This window comes from Phaeobacter sp. CECT 5382, from assembly GCF_001457775.1.
GTDB lineage: Bacteria > Pseudomonadota > Alphaproteobacteria > Rhodobacterales > Rhodobacteraceae > Pseudophaeobacter.
Genome location: NZ_CYSG01000005.1, coordinates 152,431 through 172,153 on the forward strand (window position 1 = coordinate 152,431; position 19,723 = coordinate 172,153).

General features: G+C 59.0%; 19 protein-coding genes. 12 read left to right on the forward strand and 7 right to left on the reverse strand.

From position 1 onward, the window contains the following. Positions 1-160 precede the first annotated feature (160 nt). Positions 161-1,432: a DNA-processing protein DprA gene (gene dprA / locus PH5382_RS07620; protein ID WP_058333765.1), complete on the reverse strand. Its 1,272-nt coding sequence runs from the start codon at positions 1,430-1,432 to the stop codon at positions 161-163. Between the two features lie 354 nt (positions 1,433-1,786). Next, positions 1,787-3,208, reverse strand: coding sequence for a metalloprotease TldD (gene tldD / locus PH5382_RS07625; protein ID WP_058333766.1), 1,422 nt, complete (start codon positions 3,206-3,208; stop codon positions 1,787-1,789). A gap of 198 nt (positions 3,209-3,406) precedes the next feature. Here tldD and coxB point away from each other — a divergent pair, with 198 nt between their 5' ends. The 10 genes from coxB (at position 3,407) to PH5382_RS07680 (ending at position 12,770) form a co-directional block, all read left to right on the forward strand. Then, the gene (gene coxB, locus PH5382_RS07630; protein ID WP_058333767.1) at positions 3,407-4,327 is read left to right on the forward strand and encodes a cytochrome c oxidase subunit II; all 921 of its coding nucleotides are present in this window, start codon (positions 3,407-3,409) and stop codon (positions 4,325-4,327) included. A 107-nt stretch (positions 4,328-4,434) separates the two neighbouring features. Continuing rightward, positions 4,435-5,391: a heme o synthase gene (gene cyoE / locus PH5382_RS07635; RefSeq protein WP_058333768.1), complete on the forward strand. Its 957-nt coding sequence runs from the start codon at positions 4,435-4,437 to the stop codon at positions 5,389-5,391. 1 nt (position 5,392) lies between these two features. Next, on the forward strand, positions 5,393-5,581 hold the full coding sequence (locus PH5382_RS07640) for a hypothetical protein (protein ID WP_058333769.1): 189 nt from the start codon (positions 5,393-5,395) through the stop codon (positions 5,579-5,581). Beyond that, positions 5,581-6,180: a cytochrome c oxidase assembly protein gene (locus PH5382_RS07645; protein WP_058333770.1), complete on the forward strand. Its 600-nt coding sequence runs from the start codon at positions 5,581-5,583 to the stop codon at positions 6,178-6,180. The genes PH5382_RS07640 and PH5382_RS07645 overlap by 1 nt, the downstream gene beginning before the upstream one ends. An 11-nt stretch (positions 6,181-6,191) precedes the next feature. Beyond that, complete coding sequence (locus tag PH5382_RS07650) at positions 6,192-7,004, forward strand: cytochrome c oxidase subunit 3 (RefSeq protein ID WP_058333771.1); 813 nt, start codon at positions 6,192-6,194, stop codon at positions 7,002-7,004. Between the two features lie 107 nt (positions 7,005-7,111). Then, complete coding sequence (locus tag PH5382_RS07655; RefSeq protein WP_058333772.1) at positions 7,112-7,786, forward strand: SURF1 family protein; 675 nt, start codon at positions 7,112-7,114, stop codon at positions 7,784-7,786. A gap of 4 nt (positions 7,787-7,790) precedes the next feature. After that, positions 7,791-9,179, forward strand: a complete 1,389-nt coding sequence (gene thrC / locus PH5382_RS07660; protein WP_058333773.1) for a threonine synthase — start codon at positions 7,791-7,793, stop codon at positions 9,177-9,179. A 10-nt stretch (positions 9,180-9,189) separates the two neighbouring features. Next, the gene (locus tag PH5382_RS07665; protein WP_058333774.1) at positions 9,190-10,455 is read left to right on the forward strand and encodes a M16 family metallopeptidase; all 1,266 of its coding nucleotides are present in this window, start codon (positions 9,190-9,192) and stop codon (positions 10,453-10,455) included. Further along, entirely contained in the window at positions 10,455-11,039 is a 585-nt protein-coding gene (locus tag PH5382_RS07670; protein ID WP_058333775.1) for a GNAT family N-acetyltransferase, read from the forward strand. The genes PH5382_RS07665 and PH5382_RS07670 overlap by 1 nt, the downstream gene beginning before the upstream one ends. 303 nt (positions 11,040-11,342) lie before the next feature. Next, positions 11,343-12,770 (forward strand): FAD-binding oxidoreductase, encoded by a 1,428-nt coding sequence (locus PH5382_RS07680; RefSeq protein ID WP_058333777.1) that lies wholly within the window; start codon positions 11,343-11,345, stop codon positions 12,768-12,770. Between the two features lie 380 nt (positions 12,771-13,150). Here the strand turns inward: PH5382_RS07680 and PH5382_RS07685 are convergent, their stop codons facing one another. The 5 genes from PH5382_RS07685 to PH5382_RS07705 all read right to left on the reverse strand — a co-directional run bounded on the left by PH5382_RS07685 (position 13,151) and on the right by PH5382_RS07705 (position 17,299). Continuing rightward, complete coding sequence (locus tag PH5382_RS07685; RefSeq protein WP_058333836.1) at positions 13,151-13,690, reverse strand: adenine phosphoribosyltransferase; 540 nt, start codon at positions 13,688-13,690, stop codon at positions 13,151-13,153. 238 nt (positions 13,691-13,928) lie between these two features. Next, positions 13,929-14,561: a LysE family translocator gene (locus tag PH5382_RS07690; RefSeq protein ID WP_058333778.1), complete on the reverse strand. Its 633-nt coding sequence runs from the start codon at positions 14,559-14,561 to the stop codon at positions 13,929-13,931. A gap of 53 nt (positions 14,562-14,614) precedes the next feature. After that, positions 14,615-15,640 carry a DUF418 domain-containing protein gene (locus tag PH5382_RS07695; RefSeq protein ID WP_058333779.1) on the reverse strand — a complete coding sequence of 342 codons (1,026 nt, stop codon included), beginning with the start codon at positions 15,638-15,640 and terminating at the stop codon, positions 14,615-14,617. A gap of 165 nt (positions 15,641-15,805) precedes the next feature. Continuing rightward, the gene (locus PH5382_RS07700; protein WP_058333780.1) at positions 15,806-16,693 is read right to left on the reverse strand and encodes an S-methyl-5'-thioadenosine phosphorylase; all 888 of its coding nucleotides are present in this window, start codon (positions 16,691-16,693) and stop codon (positions 15,806-15,808) included. Positions 16,694-16,870: 177 nt separating this feature from the next. Beyond that, on the reverse strand, positions 16,871-17,299 hold the full coding sequence (locus PH5382_RS07705; RefSeq protein WP_058333781.1) for a helix-turn-helix domain-containing protein: 429 nt from the start codon (positions 17,297-17,299) through the stop codon (positions 16,871-16,873). 74 nt (positions 17,300-17,373) lie between these two features. Here PH5382_RS07705 and PH5382_RS07710 point away from each other — a divergent pair, with 74 nt between their 5' ends. Beyond that, positions 17,374-17,883 (forward strand): DUF2938 family protein, encoded by a 510-nt coding sequence (locus PH5382_RS07710; protein ID WP_197410016.1) that lies wholly within the window; start codon positions 17,374-17,376, stop codon positions 17,881-17,883. A 105-nt stretch (positions 17,884-17,988) separates the two neighbouring features. Continuing rightward, complete coding sequence (locus tag PH5382_RS07715; protein ID WP_058333783.1) at positions 17,989-19,632, forward strand: SulP family inorganic anion transporter; 1,644 nt, start codon at positions 17,989-17,991, stop codon at positions 19,630-19,632. The last annotated feature ends 91 nt before the right edge of the window (positions 19,633-19,723 follow it).

Genomic DNA, 19,723 nt, shown 5'->3' on the forward strand with positions numbered 1-19,723 from the left:
GTTTTCATCCCGGGAATGGGCAGTTCTTCAGATGATTTGCGAAAGATTTGCCTGTTGCGGCATGTCGAAACCCATCGACGGTCTGTTGTCTGGCGCAGCTCGTTTGCCGAGAACCAACAGTCCGGGGTGTGGTCTGAAAGCGGCGCGTCAATCCTGGGCGTCAATCCTGCGGGTCATTGCGCTGGTTGCGGACCAATAGCCCGCCCGGAAGCCGGTCAATCTTGCCGTCCAGTTCCAATTCGGTGACCACTGGCGCAAAACGCGGGGGCGCGACATCCAGTTCTCGCATCAGCTGATCTGCGGCGGTGGGACTGGGGCCTAGCCGGTCCAGGATTTGTTGGTGCAGTGCGGCGGTTTCGCGCAGGCTCCGCTGCTCTGGGGGTGGATTTGGCAGCGCGACCTGCGGTTGTGATGCAGAATACTGCCGGGACGAAGGCTCTGTTGCGTGTCCTGCAGAAATGCGCCGCGTTGCGCCGGTCCGGTCGGTGAGTGGCGGGTCTGCTGCTATGTCGAGGGTGCCGGTGACAGCGCTGGCATCAAAGGGTGGCAGCGCTGCAATGACATCTTCGGCGCCGCGTATCAGCTGGGCTCCGTCGCGTATCAGCATGTTGCAGCCAGCCGCCCGTCCGTCAAACGGATGGCCCGGGACCGCCAGAACCTCGCGGCCCATATCAAGCGCGTCGCGGGCGGTGATCAGGCTGCCGGATCTCCCGGCGGCCTCGACCACGATAACCGCCTGGGCAAGCCCGGCGATGATGCGGTTGCGTTTGGGGAAATGGCGCGCCTGTGGGGACAACCCCATGGGCTGCTCCGACAGGCAAAGGCCCTGGGACATGATGTCTTCGGCAAGCCCGGTGTTTTCGGCCGGGTAGATCACATCACAGCCGCCTGCTACCACGGCGATGGTGCCAGTTTGGACAGCGGCGAGATGGGCGGCTGTATCGATGCCGCGAGCGAGGCCGGAGACTATGGTATAGCCCTGTGCCCCGAGATCCCGTGCCAGGGCCCGGGCCATACGGGTGCCCAGCGACGAGGCGTTGCGCGCCCCGACAATGGCAATCATCGGACGCCTGAGCAGATCAAGGTTACCGATTGCCCAGAGCAGAGGCGGGGCATTGGCGATCTGTCCAAGGGCCTTGGGATATAGAGGGTCGTCAAAGCACAAAAGCCGCGCTTTGGCGGCTTTTGCGAGTTTGACTTCGGAGTCTACCGCGCGCACAGGACATATTTCATATCCTGACATTCCGGCGGTGCGTGCCATTTTTGGCAGCGCTTCCAGCGCGTTCTGCGCTGAACCGTATTCCTCGAGCAGGCGGTGAAAGGTTACCGGACCAACGCGTCGAGAACGCAACAGACGGAGCCTTGAATACCAAAGATCTTCCGTGGTGGGTGGGAGTGGGGGGTGAGTGGAAGAGTGTGCTTCCTCGGTCATCCTTGGCTCCGCCTGTTTGCAGAATTAGAAATACCCCAGAAAGAGTTAACAGGTGGTGAATGGCCGAAAATTTTCCAAAGTTTTTCAATAAAGGGAAATCAGTCCCTTAAGTTCTGTGGTAGGGCCATTCAGTCCTTTGATAATGTTCAGTAAAACTGGGGAGGGTGAAGCTGTATTATGTCGCATTATTGTAGAGGTGCGACGTAAAAGAAGCGATAAAACGCGGCCCAGAGGGCCGCGTTCCGTGTTAAATGCTCAGTTCAGAGACATGTTTTCGAGATCTTCTGGAGCCAGGCGAGACCAGAGGCGGGAGACGATTCCGGGCCCCTGATCTGCTTCCTAAGGTCTGCTGCTTCAGGTTGCGGAACCGCCAACAGTCAGCCCATCCATCAGCACACTGGGTTGGCCGACGCCAACCGGCACCCATTGTCCGGCTTTGCCGCAGTTGCCCATTCCGGGATCCAGTTCCATGTCATTGCCAAGGGCGCGGATCTGTTTAAGGGCCGTCGCGCCGTCACCGATCAGGGTTGCGCCCTTAACTGGGGCTCCTACCTTGCCGTTTTCAACCCGGTAGGCCTCGGTGCAGGAAAAGACGAACTTGCCATTGGTGATATCGACCTGGCCGCCGCCAAATCCGACAGCCCAGATGCCATCCTTGATCCCCGCGACCAGATCGCCGGGATCGCTGTCGCCCCCCAGCATATAGGTATTGGTCATACGCGGCATTGGCGCATGGGCATAGCTTTCCCGCCGCCCATTACCGGTGGGATCAACCCCCATGAGGCGCGCGTTCTGTCGGTCCTGCATGAACCCCACCAGGATGCCGTCTTCGATCAGGGTGGTTTTTTGGCTGGGCGTGCCTTCGTCATCCACGGTGATCGAGCCGCGCCGGTCGGCGATGGTGCCATCATCCAGAACGGTGACGCCGGGGGCGGCAATGCGCTGCCCCATGAGGCCTGCAAAGGCAGAAGAGCCCTTTCGGTTGAAATCACCTTCCAGCCCATGGCCGATCGCCTCGTGCAGCAGGATGCCGGGCCAGCCGGGGCCAAGCACCACTTCCATCGGGCCGGCCGGGGCAGGCACAGCCTCTAGATTAACCAGAGCGATACGCAGAGCTTCCTTTGCCTTTTCCTGCCAGGCGCGCGGGTCGATCAACCCGTCCAGGCCAACGCGACCGCCGCCGCCGGCAGAGCCGCTTTCGCGGCGTCCGTCCTGTTCCACGATCACCGAGACATTCAGCCGCGTCATCGGGCGCACATCGCGGACCCGCACGCCGTCGGCGCGCAGGATCTCGACCTCTTGCAGCGACGCCGCAAGCGAGGCTGAGACCTGTACGACTCTTTGATCCAGATCACGTGCGAAGGCATCAATCTCCCGCAGGGTCTCAACCTTGACCGGGAAGGGCAGGGCGCCGATGGGATCGTCATCTGTATAGAGTTTCAAATTGGTCGGTTTGGGTGGGTCGGCATAGGTTCCGCCGCCAGCACCCACGGCCAGCCGGGCGGTTTCGCTGGCCCGTTTCAGCGCCGCGATCGAGACCTCGGTGGAATGGGCATAGCCGGCTACATCCTGGTTCACGGCCCTTAATCCAAAGCCTTCTGAGGCGTCATAGCTGGCGCTGCGCAACCGCCCGTCATCAAGCACCAGGGTTTCGGATTTGCGGCGCTCGGCAAAGATCTCGCCATCCTCTGCTCCGGACAGAGTGGCCTGCAGGATTGGCAGGGCTTCATCCTCGGGGAGGGCGGTCTCAAAGGGTCGAAAGGCTGAGTTTTCCATGTCACGGACCTCGGGTTTTTTTGATCTAAATCAAGAAAGCGACGCTTTGACGCTTGCCTGCCTCTTTATCTGTACGCCTGAATATGATTTTAAGCAGCGTCAAAGACAACGGGGTTGGCGCGTTTTGTGGAATCATTGATTCTGGAGGGCGTGATCCGGTGCCGCAAACAATGCGATCACTAACGATCAGGACATGATATGAAGAATGCTTTGATGCTTTCGGGCCTTTTTGCTGGCCTTTCCAGCCTTCCAGCCATGGCGCAAGAAGGTTTGGAGTCTATTGGCAAGCCGACGGATGGCGGCCTGAACTTCCAGCCGGCGGCGACGGAACTGGCGGAGGGCATCCACAAACTGGATTGGATGATTCTCATCATCATCACAGCCGTCTGCATTTTCGTGGCGGGGCTGATGCTCTATGCAATTGTGCGGTTCAACAAACGCGCAAATCCAAATTCAGCCAGCTTTACGCACCACACACCGGTAGAGATCGCCTGGACCCTGATCCCGATCCTGATCCTGGTGTTCATCGGTTCTTTCTCGCTGCCGGAACTGTTCCGCCAGCAGGAAATTCCCGAAGGCGACATCACCATCAAGGTTACCGGATACCAGTGGTACTGGGGCTATGAATATGTCGACCACGAATTCGGTTTCGACAGCTACATGATCGGCAACACCGCAACCACCGACGAGAGCAGCCGGGCTGCTGATGCTGATGTGACGCCTTTCGTGCTGGATGATGCGATGCGCGCCAAGCTGGTCGATGCAGGTTACAACGAAGACGAGTTCCTGCTGGCCACCGACACTGCCGTTGTGGTTCCGGTCAACAAGGTCATCGTCATGCAGGTGACTGCGGCCGACGTGATCCACTCCTGGACCATTCCCGCCTTTGGCGTGAAGCAGGATGCGGTTCCCGGGCGCCTGGCAGAACTGTGGTTCGAAGCCACCGAAGAAGGTGTTTACTTTGGCCAGTGCTCCGAGCTGTGCGGCAAGGAACATGCCTATATGCCAATCACCGTCAAGGTGGTGAGCCAGGAGGCCTATGACGCCTGGCTTGAAGGTGCCAAGGAAGAATATGCCGATCTTGATCTGCCAAAGGCCTATCAGGTCGCTTCCAACTGATCCCATTTGCAGCGCTTGAGAGAGCTCTGCATTCGGGAATGTGACCAAAACAAAAGTCTGGAAAAGCGCAGGAAACTGCGCTTTTCGGTGCCGCAAAAGGGACAACGATGAGCGACGCAAGCATCAACGCCAGCACATTGCGCGACGAGATTTCGCGCGAGGACGAGGCCAGCTTTGGCGACTACTTCGCCCTGCTGAAGCCACGCGTCATGTCGCTGGTGGTCTTTACCGCCTTTGTCGGCCTGCTGGCCGCTCCGGTTGGGGTGCATCCGGTAATCGGGTTTTGTGCCGTGCTGTTCATCGCCATTGGCGGCGGCGCTTCTGGTGCGCTGAACATGTGGTGGGACGCCGATATCGATCAGGTGATGAAACGCACCAAAGGCCGCCCCATTCCAGCTGGTAAAGTCGAAGCGGGCGAAGCGCTGAGCCTGGGACTGGCCCTGTCTGGCCTGTCGGTGATCATGCTGGCGCTGGCGACAAATATCTTTGCCGGGGCTTTCCTGGCTTTCACCATCTTTTTCTACGTGGTCGTCTACACCATGTGGCTTAAACGCGCGACGCCGCAGAACATCGTTATTGGCGGTGCCGCTGGGGCCTTTCCGCCCGTAATTGGCTGGATCGCCGCAACCGGCACCATGTCGGTAGAGCCCTGGCTGATGTTCGCGCTGACCTTCATGTGGACGCCACCGCATTTCTGGGCGCTGGCCCTGTTCATGCGCTCGGATTACGATGATGCCGGTGTTCCGATGCTGACCGTGACCCATGGCCGTCGCGCCACACGGGTGCATATTCTGGTCTACACCATCCTGCTGGCCTTGCTGGCGATTGGTACTGCGTTTTCCGGCATTGGTGGCCCGATCTACCTGGCCGTGGCCGTGGTAATGAACGCGCTGTTCCTGCTGGGTGCCTGGAAGATCTTCCGCCGGAATGAAGACAATTCCGAAGAGGATAACTTCAAGGCGGAACGCAGCTTTTTCAAACTTTCACTGCTCTATCTGTTTTTGCACTTCGGTGCGATCCTGGTGGAAGCCCTGCTGAAACCCTATGGTCTGGGAGGCTGGTAACATGGCTCTGCGCAAGGAACATGATCTGCACAAACGCCGCTTTGGCCGCAACTTGGGCGTTGGCCTGTTGCTCGGCAGCTTTGTGGTGCTGGTTCTGGCTTTGACTATGGTTAAGGTGACATCGAACGGCTTCCAGTTCCCCAATACCCAGTCCAGCACCCCGTCCAGCACGCAGAGTGATCAGAACTGATGGCGCTGCAGGGCCCACAAAAGACGGTTGTGCAGCTGGTGGCCGTGGTCATCACCATGGGCGCGCTGTCCTGGGCTTCGGTCCCGTTTTACGACTGGTTCTGCCGGGTGACCGGATTTGGCGGCATCACAGGCGTTGCCGAACAGGGCTCTGATACGGTTCTGGATCAAACCATCACGGTGCGCTTTGACGCCTCCAAGGAACGCGGCATGGCCTGGGATTTCACCCCGACCCAGCGTGAGATGGAGATCAAGATCGGCGAAACCGGGCTGGCCTTTTACGAGGCCTACAATCCGACGGACCGGCCCATCGCGGGCCAGGCCTCTTACAATGTGACGCCCTATTCCGCAGGTGCGTTCTTTGAAAAAATCGACTGCTTCTGCTTTACCGAGCAGGTGCTGCAACCAGGGGAACGGGTCCAGATGCCCGTGACCTTTTACGTCGACCCGGAAATCGTTACCGACCGGGACGGAAAATTCGTGCATACGATCACGCTTTCGTACACGTTTTATGAAATCGATCTACCCGAGGGCTATGTCGCTCTTGATACCGGGGAAAACACCGGGGCAGATCTTACTACGAACCAGGCCGATGGGTGAGGGACACTTAAATGGCGCACGCTAAAAATCACGATTTTCATATTCTGCCTCCGTCGATTCTGCCTCTCATGGCAGCCCTCGGTGGTTTCATCATGCTCTTCGGGGCGGTTCTCTGGATGCGCGACATCACCGCCTGGATGTTCTGGGGTGGCCTGGTAATGGTGCTCTATGTCAGCTTTGCCTGGTGGTCCGAGATGGTCAAAGAGGCCCGTCAGGGTGACCACACCAAAGTGGTCCGCATCGGTCTGCGCTACGGTTTCATCCTGTTTGTGATGTCCGAAGTCATGTTCTTCTTTGCCTGGTTCTGGTCGTTCTTTAAACACGCGATCTATCCAATGGAGAGCTATTTCGGCACTGAATATGTGGCGCCTGCGATCCACGCGGTTGACCCCTTCCACCTGCCACTGATCAACACTCTGGTTCTGCTTCTGTCAGGCTGTGCCGTGACTTGGGCACACCATGCGCTGGTGCACAACAACGATCGCAAGGCGCTGATCCAGGGCCTGTCGATTGGTATCGTTCTGGGCGTATTCTTCACCGCGCTGCAGGGCTATGAGTACTATGAGCTGATTGCACATGACGGCTGGAAATTCGGCGAAGATGAGTTCTACTCGAACTTCTTCATGGCCACTGGTTTTCACGGCTTTCACGTTCTCTTGGGGACTATCTTCCTGCTCGTCTGTCTGATCCGCGCGATGAAGGGTGATTTCACCCCTGAACAGCACGTTGGTTTCGAGGCCGCTGCCTGGTACTGGCACTTCGTGGACGTTGTCTGGCTGTTCTTGTTCTTTGCTGTCTACCTCTGGGGCACCTCCGGCATGTAAGACCGGAATGTACCGGGTACATCTTTGTGGTTTTCAAAATCGCACTGAAACCGTATCTACCACAGCGCGCGAGGCCTCCTCGCGCGCTGTTTCTATGAGAGGGTGCCATGCGGCGACTGTTCTTCTTTCTGGTGATTGGCGGGCTTGGGCTGGCGACACTCTTGAGTCTCGGTACTTGGCAGCTCAAGCGCCTGGCTTGGAAAGACGACCTTGTGCAAACCATCGGGACCCGTATCGCCGCCGCCCCCGTTGTTGTTCCGCACGGCCCGACTGAGACGAAAGACCGCTACCGTGCCGTCACCGCGGAAGGTGAGCTGGGAGCGCAGGATCTGCATGTGTTCTGGGTCACCAAGGATGCCGAGACAGGCTACCGTGTGATTTCGGCCCTTGTCATGGGTGATGGACGCCGCCTGCTTTTGGATCGTGGCTTCATTCCGGCGGCCGACAAGAACAGCCCCCGCAGATCTGGTGCCGTTTCGGTGACAGGTAATCTTTTGTGGCCGGATGAGGGGGATTGGACAACGCCTGCACCAGAAGTCGACACCAATATCCTTTATGCCCGCGACGTCGCCTATATGGCTAATCTTCTGGGCACAGAACCGGTTTTGATTGTTGCCCGCAGCATCTCTCCTGAAACAACTGTGATACCGCAGGCTGTGACAACTGCGGGCATTCCGAACAACCACTTGCAATATGCGATCACTTGGTTTTCGCTGGCCTTTGTCTGGGCCGCGATGACCGCCTCTTTTCTGTGGCGCTCAAACGCCAAATCCGAAGGCTGATGCGATGAAATATATCTCCACCCGTGGGCAGGCGCCCGAGCTGACATTCGAAGAGGCGATGCTGACCGGGCTGGCCCGTGACGGTGGCCTGTATGTGCCCGCCGAAATCCCACAGCTGAGCCACGATGACATAAAGGCCCTGTCTGGGCTGTCATACGAAGAAACCGCGTTCCGGGTGATGCGCCCCTTTCTGGGTGATTGTTTCACTGATGAGGAATTTCGCGGCATCATTTCGCGCGCCTACGCTGGATTTGGCCATGCTGCCCGCGCGCCGCTGAAACAGCTGGCACCGAACCATTTCCTGCTGGAGCTGTTTCACGGCCCGACGCTGGCCTTCAAAGACTTTGCCATGCAGCTGATCGGCCAGCTGTTTCAGGTCGCTTTGGAACGTCGGGGTGATCGCGTAACCATTGCTGGCGCCACCTCAGGGGACACAGGCTCTGCTGCGATGGAGGCTTTTCGCGGCCTCAGCAATGTGGATGTCTTCATCCTGTTTCCCCATGGTCGTGTCTCTGAGGTGCAGCGCCGCCAGATGACCACGCCTGCCGACAAAAACGTGCATGCGCTGGCGCTGGATGGCGATTTTGACGATTGCCAGGCTCGCGTCAAAGACATGTTCAATGATTTTGATTTCCGCGATGGGGTCAAACTGGCCGGCGTGAACTCGATCAACATCGCGCGGGTGCTGGCGCAGGTGGTGTATTACTTCTCCTCCGCTGTGTCGCTCGGCGCGCCAGAGCGCGAGGTCAGCTTTACCGTGCCGACCGGCAATTTTGGCGACATCTTTGCAGGCTACATTGCCAAACAGATGGGGCTGCCGATCAAGGATCTGGTGGTAGCGACCAACCAGAATGACATTTTGCACCGCTGCCTGCAGGGCGCGGGCTATCACAAGGGCGAAACCCAGCCCTCGATCTCTCCGTCGATGGATATTCAGGTCTCCTCCAACTTTGAACGTGCGCTTTATTTTGCCTATGACAAGGACGCGAATGCGGTGGCGCAGCTTATGGAAGAGCTGAAAGAGGGCGGCTTTGACGTAAGCCAGGGTGCCATGCAGGCGCTGTCGGAAACCTATAAATCAGGTCGTGCCTCCGAGGAGGAGACTTTGGCAACCATCAAGACGGAAATGGCCGCATCCGGAGAGTTGCTCTGCCCGCATGGCGCGGTTGGTGTCAAAGTGGCAAATGAGCAGCGCGAAGCCGCTGTGCCGATGATCACTCTGGCCACGGCGCATCCGGCGAAATTCCCGGCAGCGGTGGAACAGGCCTCGGGCATCTATCCGGACCTTCCTGCCCGTATGGCGGATCTATATGATCGCGACGAACGGGTGAGCGGCATTGCCAATGACCTTGGCGCTATCGAAGATCACATCAGAAAGAATATCAAACAGTGAGCCAAAATCAGTGAGCGTACAGCAGCATCAACTCGCCAATGGCTTTCGTATTGTGACCGAAGCGATGCCCGGTTTGCAGTCGGCCTCGATCGGCATCTGGGTCACCGCCGGCGGGCGCAACGAGCGGCTGGAACAGAACGGCATCGCCCATTTTCTGGAGCACATGGCCTTTAAGGGCACCAAGCGGCGCACGGCCTTGCAGATCGCCGAGGCGGTCGAAGACGTGGGCGGCTATATCAACGCCTATACCTCGCGCGAGGTGACAGCCTATTATGCGCGCGTGCTCAAGGATGACGTGCCATTGGCGCTGGACGTGCTGGCGGATATCCTGCGCAATCCGGTGTTTGACCCACGAGAAATTGAGGTCGAACGCGGGGTGATTCTGCAGGAGATCGGCCAAGCGCTGGACACGCCCGATGACGTGATTTTTGACTGGCTGCAGGAAGAAAGCTACGGCGACCAGCCCCTGGGACGCACCATTCTGGGGCCTGCCGAAAACATCAGCGCCTTTGGTCGCGAAGATCTGACCCGGTTCGTGGCAGAGCACTATGGCCCCGGCCAGATGATTCTGTCGGCTGCAGGGGCGGTGGATCATGACAGTCTGGTCAAACTGGCCGAAGAGATGTTTGGCGATATGGTCTCCAAACCATCTCTGGTGATGGAGGCGGGGCATTTCACCGGCGGCAGCGAAGCCCGGCATATCAAAGAGCTGGAGCAGGCGCATTTTGCCCTCTCGTTCGAAAGCCCCGGCTACCGCGATGATGCGATTTACACGGCGCAGATTTATGCGGGCGTGATGGGCGGTGGCATGTCGAGTCGCCTGTTTCAGGAAGTGCGCGAAAAACGCGGGCTGTGCTATACCATTTTTGCTCAGGCTGGTGCCTATGCTGATACCGGCAGCACCACACTTTATGCGGGCACCTCGGGCGAGCAGCTGGAAGAGCTGGCCAATATCACTGTGGATGAGATGAAGCGCGCCGCCGACGATATGAATGACGCCGAGGTGGAGCGCGCACGCGCGCAGATGAAGGCCGGTATGCTGATGGGGCTGGAAAGCCCGACCAACCGCGCCGAACGTCTGGCGCGTTTGGTGCAGATCTGGGACCGGGTGCCGCCTCTGGAGGAAACCGTTGGGTTGATCAATGCGGTCACCACTGCCGATGTGCGTGCGATGGCCGAAGACCTGGCTGTGCGTGCCCCAGTGGCCATGGCGCTTTATGGGCCTGTCGAGGGCGCGCCGAGCCTTGCCACTCTGCAGGAGCGTCGTATCGCCTGATGCTGCTGGGCCGTCGTACACTTCGACTGGAAACCGAGCGGCTGACGCTGCGGCCGCCGGTGCATTCGGATTTTCAGCAGTGGGCGGCCCTGCGACTGAAAAGCCAAGCTTATCTCATCCCGTGGGAGCCAGCCTGGGCGGCGGATCATCTGGGACGCAAGTCCTTTACCAACCGGGTCTACTGGGCGCGCCGCTCGGTTGCGGGCGGCACAGCGCTGCCACTGTTTCTGATCCGACGCGAAGATCAGGTGGTGCTGGGGGCGATAACGCTCGACAATATCCGGCGTGGCCCGGCACAGGCTGGCACACTGGGGTATTGGACGGGACAGCCGTTTGGGCGGCAGGGCTACATGCGCGAGGCCATTGGTGCAGTGGTGCACCACGCCTTTGGCAAGCTGGATCTGAGCCGGATTGAGGCCGCCTGCCTGCCGGAAAACGCCGCCTCGCGCGGCTTGTTGGAAAAATCCGGTTTCAAATATGAAGGTGTGGCGCAGTCTTATCTGCAGATCGGTGGGCGCTGGCGCACCCATGTGTTGTATGCTGCCCTGCGTCACGACCGCCGGGGTCGCACCCAGGCGGGATAGGTTTTGTTTGCCGGCAGATGAATGACATCGTTGCAGGCGGCACAGATAGCGCGCCGGGGGGCTCCCGCCTCCGGGCGGTGCCTTGGCCGAATTGGCCAAACCACCACCAGCGGAGTTGGGCCCGGCGCCGCGCTGTCGCGCGGCGCGGTCGGGTTTTGTCGCAGCCACAACGACAAAGGTGCAGCCGTGGCAGAGATGCAAAATCAAAAATGATGCACGCATTGAGGGCCACTTAACTAGACTGGGGGCTCGGTCGGCAGTGGTAGGGCTTGCCATGAGCGCTCGGATTGGGGATGCAGGGGTATGACCTATGCTCCAGCTGATCCCGCCTTTGCCACCCATCTTTCTTCGCTGTTGCCAGAAGGGGTCCTTTGTCCGTCTGAGCCGCGCTATCAGGAAGAGCCGCGCGGGCGCTATACCGGGCAGGTGGGTGTGTTGGCCAAGCCCGGCTCGGCGCAGGAGGTGGCCCTGTTGCTGCGCGAAGCCAATGCCGCCCGTGTGGCGGTGGTGCCCTATGGGGGCGGTACCGGGCTGGTTGGCGGGCAGGTCCTGCCGGAAGGGCCGCCGCCTTTGCTGATTTCGCTGGAGCGGATGAACAAGATCCGTGAGGTCTACCCGCAGGAAAACGTACTGGTCGCCGAGGCTGGTGCAATTCTTGCCGATGTGCAGCAGGCAGCCCAGGCGCAGGACCGGCTGTTTCCGCTGTCGCTGGCTTCTGAAGGCTCGGCTCGCATCGGCGGAAACCTTGCAACCAATGCCGGCGGGGTGAATGTACTACGCTATGGCAATGCGCGCGATCTGTGCCTTGGACTGGAGGCGGTGCTGCCCTCGGGTGAGATCTGGAACGGGCTGACCCGGTTGCGCAAGGACAACACTGGCTATGACCTGCGCAATCTGCTGGTCGGAGCGGAGGGCACGCTGGGCATCATCACCGCTGCGGCCCTGAAATTGTCGCCAATCCCGGCGCAGCAGGGCACAGCGCTTTTCGTGGTCCCCGACCCCGAAGCGGCGATTTCGCTGCTGGCCCTGGCGCGCAGCCAGCTGGGAGAGGTTGTCAGCGCCTTTGAGCTGATCCACAGACAGGGCCTGAAATTTCTGGCCGAGCATCTGCCCCAGATCCGCCAGCCATTCTCAGAGACGCCGGAATGGTCGGTTCTGATTGATCTGGGTATGGCTCAGGGGCAGTCCCCTGTCACGGCCTTGACTGATCTGTTTGAGGCGGCGCTGGAGGCCGATCTGGCGCAGGACGGGGTGATCGCCCAGTCTGAGGCTCAGCGGCAGGCGTTGTGGTCTCTACGTGAACAGATCCCCGAAGCCAATCGCCTTGTGGGATCGGTGTCGAGCCATGATATATCGGTGCCGATCTCGACTATTCCGGAATTCATCCAGCGCGGAGGGAAAGTCATTGCAGCCCTTGGGGATGGGACGATGCGGATCAACTGTTTTGGCCACTTGGGCGATGGCAACCTGCACTACAATGTGTTTCCGGCTGCTGGCAGGACCAGCCGTGACTACGAGGATATGCGAGGGGCAGTGAAATCGGCGGTCCACGATCTGGTACAGCAGATGGGCGGCTCTTTCAGTGCCGAACACGGGGTGGGGCGGATGAAGGTGGCTGATTTGCAGCGTTATGGCGATCCAGTGAAACTGGCGACGATGCGGGCGATCAAGCAGGCACTGGATCCCATCGGGATCATGAACCCCGGCGCGGTGCTTCCGGTTCTTGGCTAGGTGCTGCGTCGGCACAGAAATCGGCTTGGGTAAATGTAACGACACATTTGATTTTTCAGCGTTTGAAAAATGCGGTGCCTACTCGTTCCTGTGTTTGAGGGGACACGCAAAGAGACGGCCTGATCTTAGCCGGAGACGAGTGAGGTCAGCCCGAGACGAGGCTGAGACGTTGCCAGATCCGGCTCGAGGGCTCCCGCGCAGATCAAGCCCTCCTGTCGGAGCGCTTCAACCGGCTTGGGCCGAGCGCTGCGCGAAAGCGCGGCGCGCCTCTCTGGCTCATTGAGCCAGAGAGGCCATGCCCAACGGGAAGGGCTTCACGTTAGTGAGGACCTGACGGGCGGGAGCGCATGCTCTCCAATCGTTAGGTCCCGACTATCAGGTTAATCACCTTCGAATTCGCATAGGACATGAACATCCATGCCCATATCTTCGAGCACTTTGCGGCCCCCCAAAGCGGGCAGGTCAACGATGAAAGAACAAGACACGATCTCGCCGCCGAGCCGTTCAATCAATTTGATCCCGGCCGAGGCAGTACCGCCGGTGGCCAGCAGATCGTCCACCACCAGGACCTTTTCTCCGGGCTGGATGGCATCGTCATGGATCTCGACGATGGCCTCGCCATATTCCAGTTTGTAATCCTGGCTGATGGTGGCGCCGGGCAGTTTGCCTTTCTTGCGGATCGGCACAAAACCGACGCTCAGCTGGTGGGCAATGGCGCCGCCAAGGATAAAGCCGCGTGCCTCAAGACCGACAACCTTGTCGATGCGCTCTCCGGCATAGGGGTGCAGCATCTGGTCGATCGCCATGCGAAATCCGCGTGGATCAGCAAACAGCGTTGTCACATCGCGAAACATGATGCCTTCGTGCGGAAAGTCGACGATGGTTCGGATATAGTCCTTTACGACGGTCTTTTTAGGCATGGGGCGGCTTTCTGTTGTTGGGCACATCTTAATGGTCGTTGGTTGGCGTTCGGGCGGCAAAAACGGTCGAACAAATTGGCCACCCGGGGTTTGGCGGAACAGGGCGTCGCTGGCAAGTCCCAACAGGGTAAACTCTGCTGCAAACGGAGCGCCCTTGGGGGGGGCTCCGGGGGCGTTCGGCGTCCAAGGGCCCGTGCCTAAGTGAGAAACCTTTACAGTGGCTGGCAGACTGGTTGGTCTAGCCGGGGCGACGTAAGAACGCAGTGGCGATGCCCATCCCGACCAAAGCGGCCCCACCGGTCCGGGTCAGGTTGGCAATGGCGCGGGGGCGCGCGATCCAGCTGCGCAGCCGGTCAGCCAGCAAGGCGTAGGCAAGTGCGTTGATTGCGGCTAGCCCCACGAAGGTGGCGATCAATATGGCGAATTGCGGTGCAAGACTCTCGGTGGGGCGGATGAACTGCGGCACAAAGGCGATGAAAAAGGCGATGGACTTGGGGTTGAGCGCCGTCACCACTGCTGCATGTGAGAAGACACCGCGCGCCTTGATGCCATCTGTTGGCACCAGCCCTGTCAGCCCCTGTGCATCGGCAGCACTGCGCCAAAGTTTGATGCCAAGCCACAAAAGATAGGCCGCGCCGAGCCATTTCAAGACTGAAAACAACGCAGCCGAGGCCATCACCAGGGCGCCAAGTCCAGCCAAAGAAGCGCTCATGGCGATGAGATCTCCGAGCGCCACGCCCAGAGCCGATGCAACTGCGACCGAGCGGCCCTTGGACAAAGCATAGCTGAGCACCAAAAGCACGGTCGGTCCCGGGATCAGCAAAAGTGCTGTGGAGGCTGCGACAAAGGCCAGCCAAAGATTGAAGTCCATTTTGGTCTCCTTTTTTCAATCGTCGCTAGCAAAGGCCTGTGATGCCGCGATGGTCAACGAAAGATTTCAGTGCAGCGCCGCATCAGGCTCTCTAGTGGGCCATGCGGGAAGATTAGCATCCATATCCAGGTCAGCAACATCGAGAGGGCGCAAAATCCAAGACTGAAGCCAAAGATCTGTTCTGTTGTGAGAGACCCATCAAGTTGGCCCATAGCTTCGAGTGTGCCCATGCCCAGCAGGATATGGGCTACGTAGAGGCTCAGCGCCATGCGACCGGGGGCGGCCAACCATTCAGCAATGCCGAGCCGGTGCAGTCCCGCGCCAAGACGAAGCATGGCACCAATCATGACCAGGGCACTGCCTCCGGCTGTCAGAATATAAAACGGTCCCGGTGGAAGCGATGCAGTGCCCAAAAGGGACGCCAGGTCAGGGTCTTGCACCAGGTGGCCTGGAACGCTGCCCAGGGCACCTGCGATCAGCCCCCAAAGGATCAGGCGGTTTTGAATTGTTTTCTGATACAAATCCTGCCGTCCGATCCACATGCCGAAAAAGACAAAAGAGACCCAGGGGAAAACCGGATGCCAGCCATTGAAAAAACTGTGCCGCAGAAAGCCTTCAAGGGTCCAGAAATCGGCGTAGGCCAGGGTTTCCCAGTTCCAATGTGCCTCATAGTCGAGAAAAATCAGCCCCAGAAACCCCAGTGCTACAGCGCCGAGGGCAGCAATCCACAGGCTGCGGTCCGGTGCCGAAACAAAAGGCAGGGCGACCAGAAAATAGAGTGCATAGTAGTGCAGAATGTCAGCCTCAAAGATCAAAAGGTTCACCAGACCAATTGCCAGAAGAAACCCGGCCCGGGCGAGTAGAACCAGTTTGGAGCTTTTTTCTGCTTTGGCGTGGCCCATTGAGAGACCAATACCGGCAAGTATGACAAATAGAGCCGAGGCGCGCCCTTCAAGGCTGTTGGTCAAAACGGAGGCAAAATCACTTCCCGGAGTAACCTGTGCTGCGATGCGAAAATTCACCAGTACCATGCCGCAAAAGGCCAGAAAGCGGGCGATGTCCAAACCATGTAGGCGCATAGGCAATTACCGTGGAAAAGTCGTTGCGAAAATCATTAGTGAAGTCATCCCTTTATCAAGGTCGTGGCCGCTCTGATTTAAAGGGGCGCAGGCAATAATCGCTCGCGCCGCCTGGTCTTTTGGGTAAGCTTCTGTTTTGGAACGGCCAGTTTTGTGGCTATGCGCCTAGCTGGCCAGAGACAAAACTCGGCCCGCAACTGCATCCAGTTTGTTCAAAAGGGTTGGGTCGCGTTTTTCAGGGGCGGTCATGATGGCATATTCCAGCGCGCGGTCGCAAAGATGCGGACAGGTCGCGCGCTCTTTGCCCAGAATGGCAGGCAATCGACGCACCAACTCGCGACCATTGCTGGAATTGCCCTGTAGTGTGGCCAGGATGTCGCTGATGTCCACGGCGCCATGCTCCGGATGCCAGCTGTCGAAATCGGTGACCATGGCGATGGAAGCATAGCAGAGCTCCGCTTCGCGGGCGAGTTTGGCCTCGGGCATATTGGTCATGCCGATGACATCGCAGCCCCAGCTTTCGCGGTACATTTTTGATTCCGCAACGGAGGAAAACTGCGGCCCCTCCATGCACAGATAGGTGCCGCCGCGATGCACGGTGATACCCGCGTCACGCGCGGCCTGTTCGGCGGCATCAGACAGACGTTCGCAGGTCGGGTGTGCCACGCTGACATGCGCCACACAGCCGGTGCCAAAAAAGCTTTTCTCGCGCGCAAATGTCCGGTCGATGAACTGGTCGACAATTACAAAATCTCCCGGTGCCATTTCCTCGCGGAAGGATCCGCAGGCAGAAACCGAAAACACATCCGTGACGCCCAGCCGTTTCAGCGCGTCAATATTGGCGCGATAGGGCACCTCGGTCGGGGAATGCACATGACCACGGCCGTGGCGGGGCAGAAAGGCCATTTTGACCCCATTCAGGCTACCGGTCAGGATTTGATCCGAAGGTGCGCCCCAGGGGCTGTCGACGGTGATCCATTCGGCCCCCTCCAGCCCGTCGATGTCGTAAATGCCGGATCCGCCGATCACGGCGATCATGGTTTCCTTGGTCATGCGCTGCACTCCTGTCTGTCACGGCTGCCTGCGAATATGTGCCTTCCCGAGCGCGGTTTGACAACCGCGTGGCCTTCGGCGGGGATGTTTTGGACAGAGAAAGATGCAAGGCATCTGCTGTGATGGCGCTGTTTCTTCGACTAGGCCTTTGGTACAACGACATCTTCTGAGGTTTTGTCAGATCTTTTGGCGGTCTTTGCCAGACCATTTGAGAGCCTCGGCCATCATTTTGCGAAAGCTGGGGCATTCCGCGTGGCTGGGAGCCTGGCACGTGGCCACATGGCGCAGGGCGCGCGCGAGCAGGGTCAGGGCGCGGATGTGGCGATCAACCTCATCGGCGCGCTCCGTTATCCGATTGCGGTCCAGCTCAAATTCCACTTGGGCCTGGGTGGCAGGACCGAGGGTCTCGGCGATCTCTTGCAGCGAAAACCCGGCCCTCTGGCCCAGAGCAATCAGCGCCAAACGATCCAGCACCGAGGCATCATATTGGCGGCGCAATCCTTTACGGCTGTCAGCGGCAATCAGGCCAAGGCTTTCGTAGTACCGCAGGGCCGAAGGCTTGACGCCAGCGTGACGAGCGACGTCGGCGATATCCAGAGATTTCATTCTTGACCTCAAGTTCGCTTTAATTCGGAGACTGCAGATCCATAGCAGAGTCGGACTAGGAAATGGAGATCAATATGGACATGGATTGGACAGCTATTCAGCAGGCAGCTCTGGCTGGGTTGATCGCGACGGGAGTGATTGATCTGGCCGGATGGGCACGTGCGCGCTGGTTCGGCATTATAGGGCCGGATTGGGGGCTGGTTGGCCGCTGGATTTGGGGGCTGGGGGTTGGCCGACTGGTTCTGCGGGCGCAAGACAAGAAGACACCGGCGATACCGCAGGAGCGGATGTTGGGTTGGGTGTTTCACTACGCTGTGGGCATAGCGCTAGCCCTGGGATTTTGCGGGATCGATGGTTTCAACTGGCTGACCCAGCCAGAACCGATGGTACCGACCCTTTATGGGCTGGCGACGGTCGCGCTGCCGTTTTGCCTGATGCAGCCATCGCTAGGTGCAGGTTTTGCAGCCCGCAAAACCCCCAACCCGACGCTGGCACGGGTCAACAGCCTGATTACTCATGGGGTGTTTGGCTTTGGGCTATACGCGGGCAGTCTGTTTCTAAATTTGTTTCAAGTTGGGCTGTGAGGGCCTCAGAGAGGGCTGATGCGGCTCTTCTGCCTTGTGCCATTGGCGGATTTGGGCTAGGGGCGGGCAGCGAACACCAAGCTCCTCCAATCACAGGTATCCCCCATGAGACGCGCCGCCATGGCCCTGCTGGCCAATCGTATTTCCCCGCCGAACCTTTCGATCATGCAGGACGAGGGGTGGTCGGTTGCGCGTGTACGTACCGAACTGCTGTCGGGCCTGACTGTTGCGCTGGCGCTGGTGCCTGAAGCGGTGGCCTTTGCCTTTGTTGCCGGGGTGCACCCGCTGGTCGGGCTTTATGCAGCCTTTCTTGTCGGGCTGGTCACGGCGCTGATCGGGGGGCGCCCGGGGATGATCTCTGGGGCGACAGGCGCGCTGGCTGTGGTCATGGTTGCCCTAGTGGCAGAGCATGGCGTCGAGTATCTGTTTGCCACTGTGGTCCTGATGGGCATCCTGCAGTTGATTGCCGGTGTCATGCACTGGGGTAAATTCATCCGCTTGGTTCCGCATCCGGTGATGCTGGGCTTTGTGAACGGTCTGGCCATTGTCATTTTCCTGGCTCAGATGACCCAGTTCAAAGTGCCGGGAACTGATGGGGCTGAGTGGCTTTCGGGGCTGCCGATGATCTTGATGCTGGGTCTGGTCGGGCTGACCATGGCGATCATCTGGGGCACGCCAAAGATTACGTCGATCATTCCTGCACCATTGGCCGGGATCGGCATCGTTGCAGGCATCGTGATCATCTTTGGGCTGGATGTACCGCGGGTTGGCGATATGGCCTCGATTGAAGGCGGTTTGCCCTTTATTCACAGCCCCTTTGGCGAAGGCATTGGCATCTATGGCGACGCGCTGGCGCCGCTGACTTTGGAAACTCTGTGGATCATCCTGCCCTATGCCGTCATTCTGGCCGCCATCGGTTTGATTGAAAGCCTTCTGACGCTGAACCTGGTGGGTGAAATCACCGGTAAGCGCGGTGGCGCCAGCCAGGAATGCATCGCGCAGGGGACTGCCAATGTGATTACCGGTTTCTTTGGCGGCATGGGTGGCTGTGCCATGATCGGCCAGTCGATGATCAACGTGAAGTCCGGCGGACGTACCCGTATTGCCGGCATTTTTGCCGCCCTGTGCCTGCTGGCCTTTATCGTCGTGGCCTCACCGTTGATTGAACAAATTCCGCTGGCTGCCCTGGTCGGCGTGATGTTCATGGTAGTGATTGGAACCTTTGCCTGGAACAGCCTCAAGATCATGACCAAGGTTCCGCCGATGGACGCTTTTGTGATCGTTCTGGTGACTGTTGTCACTGTCATGAGCGATCTGGCGATTGCAGTTGTGGTTGGGGTGATCGTCTCAGCACTGGCCTATGCCTGGAGCAACGCGCGCCGCATCCATGCCGTCACCCGCCAGTCCGAAAGCGAGCAGGGGGCCAAGGTCTACGAGATCGAAGGGCCACTGTTTTTTGGCTCTACCGATGGCTTTATTGAGCTCTTCGATGTGGAGAACGACCCTGACAAAGTGATCGTCGAGTTTGGTCGCAGCCGGGTGGTGGATCAATCTGCGCTGCAGGCGATCGAAGCTATCGCGGGCAAGTATGAAGCCGCTGGCAAGACGCTGATGCTGCGCCACCTCAGCCGGGATTGTCACCAGCTGCTGACCAAGGCGGGTCATCTGATGATCGATAGTGACGACGATCCGGAATACCAGGTGGCGACAGATTATTCGGTCAAAACCGGGATCCTTGGCGGTCATTGACACCGACTAGTCCCTGCTATTTTCAGATGGTCGCGCCCCTACCGGGGCGCGGCTTTTTTGTTGGGTTTTGCGGCTCTTGTAGACAAATCGC

Excerpts from the sequence above, each read along its gene's own strand:
- dprA (WP_058333765.1), bottom strand. The coding sequence starts at position 1,432 with ATGACCGAGGAAGCACACTCTTCCACTCACCCCCCACTCCCACCCACC.
- tldD (WP_058333766.1), bottom strand. The coding sequence starts at position 3,208 with ATGGAAAACTCAGCCTTTCGACCCTTTGAGACCGCCCTCCCCGAGGAT.
- coxB (WP_058333767.1), top strand. The coding sequence starts at position 3,407 with ATGAAGAATGCTTTGATGCTTTCGGGCCTTTTTGCTGGCCTTTCCAGC.
- cyoE (WP_058333768.1), top strand. The coding sequence starts at position 4,435 with ATGAGCGACGCAAGCATCAACGCCAGCACATTGCGCGACGAGATTTCG.
- PH5382_RS07640 (WP_058333769.1), top strand. The coding sequence starts at position 5,393 with ATGGCTCTGCGCAAGGAACATGATCTGCACAAACGCCGCTTTGGCCGC.
- PH5382_RS07645 (WP_058333770.1), top strand. The coding sequence starts at position 5,581 with ATGGCGCTGCAGGGCCCACAAAAGACGGTTGTGCAGCTGGTGGCCGTG.
- PH5382_RS07650 (WP_058333771.1), top strand. The coding sequence starts at position 6,192 with ATGGCGCACGCTAAAAATCACGATTTTCATATTCTGCCTCCGTCGATT.
- PH5382_RS07655 (WP_058333772.1), top strand. The coding sequence starts at position 7,112 with ATGCGGCGACTGTTCTTCTTTCTGGTGATTGGCGGGCTTGGGCTGGCG.
- thrC (WP_058333773.1), top strand. The coding sequence starts at position 7,791 with ATGAAATATATCTCCACCCGTGGGCAGGCGCCCGAGCTGACATTCGAA.
- PH5382_RS07670 (WP_058333775.1), top strand. The coding sequence starts at position 10,455 with ATGCTGCTGGGCCGTCGTACACTTCGACTGGAAACCGAGCGGCTGACG.
- PH5382_RS07680 (WP_058333777.1), top strand. The coding sequence starts at position 11,343 with ATGACCTATGCTCCAGCTGATCCCGCCTTTGCCACCCATCTTTCTTCG.
- PH5382_RS07685 (WP_058333836.1), bottom strand. The coding sequence starts at position 13,690 with ATGCCTAAAAAGACCGTCGTAAAGGACTATATCCGAACCATCGTCGAC.
- PH5382_RS07690 (WP_058333778.1), bottom strand. The coding sequence starts at position 14,561 with ATGGACTTCAATCTTTGGCTGGCCTTTGTCGCAGCCTCCACAGCACTT.
- PH5382_RS07695 (WP_058333779.1), bottom strand. The coding sequence starts at position 15,640 with ATGCGCCTACATGGTTTGGACATCGCCCGCTTTCTGGCCTTTTGCGGC.
- PH5382_RS07700 (WP_058333780.1), bottom strand. The coding sequence starts at position 16,693 with ATGACCAAGGAAACCATGATCGCCGTGATCGGCGGATCCGGCATTTAC.
- PH5382_RS07705 (WP_058333781.1), bottom strand. The coding sequence starts at position 17,299 with ATGAAATCTCTGGATATCGCCGACGTCGCTCGTCACGCTGGCGTCAAG.
- PH5382_RS07710 (WP_197410016.1), top strand. The coding sequence starts at position 17,374 with ATGGACATGGATTGGACAGCTATTCAGCAGGCAGCTCTGGCTGGGTTG.
- PH5382_RS07715 (WP_058333783.1), top strand. The coding sequence starts at position 17,989 with ATGAGACGCGCCGCCATGGCCCTGCTGGCCAATCGTATTTCCCCGCCG.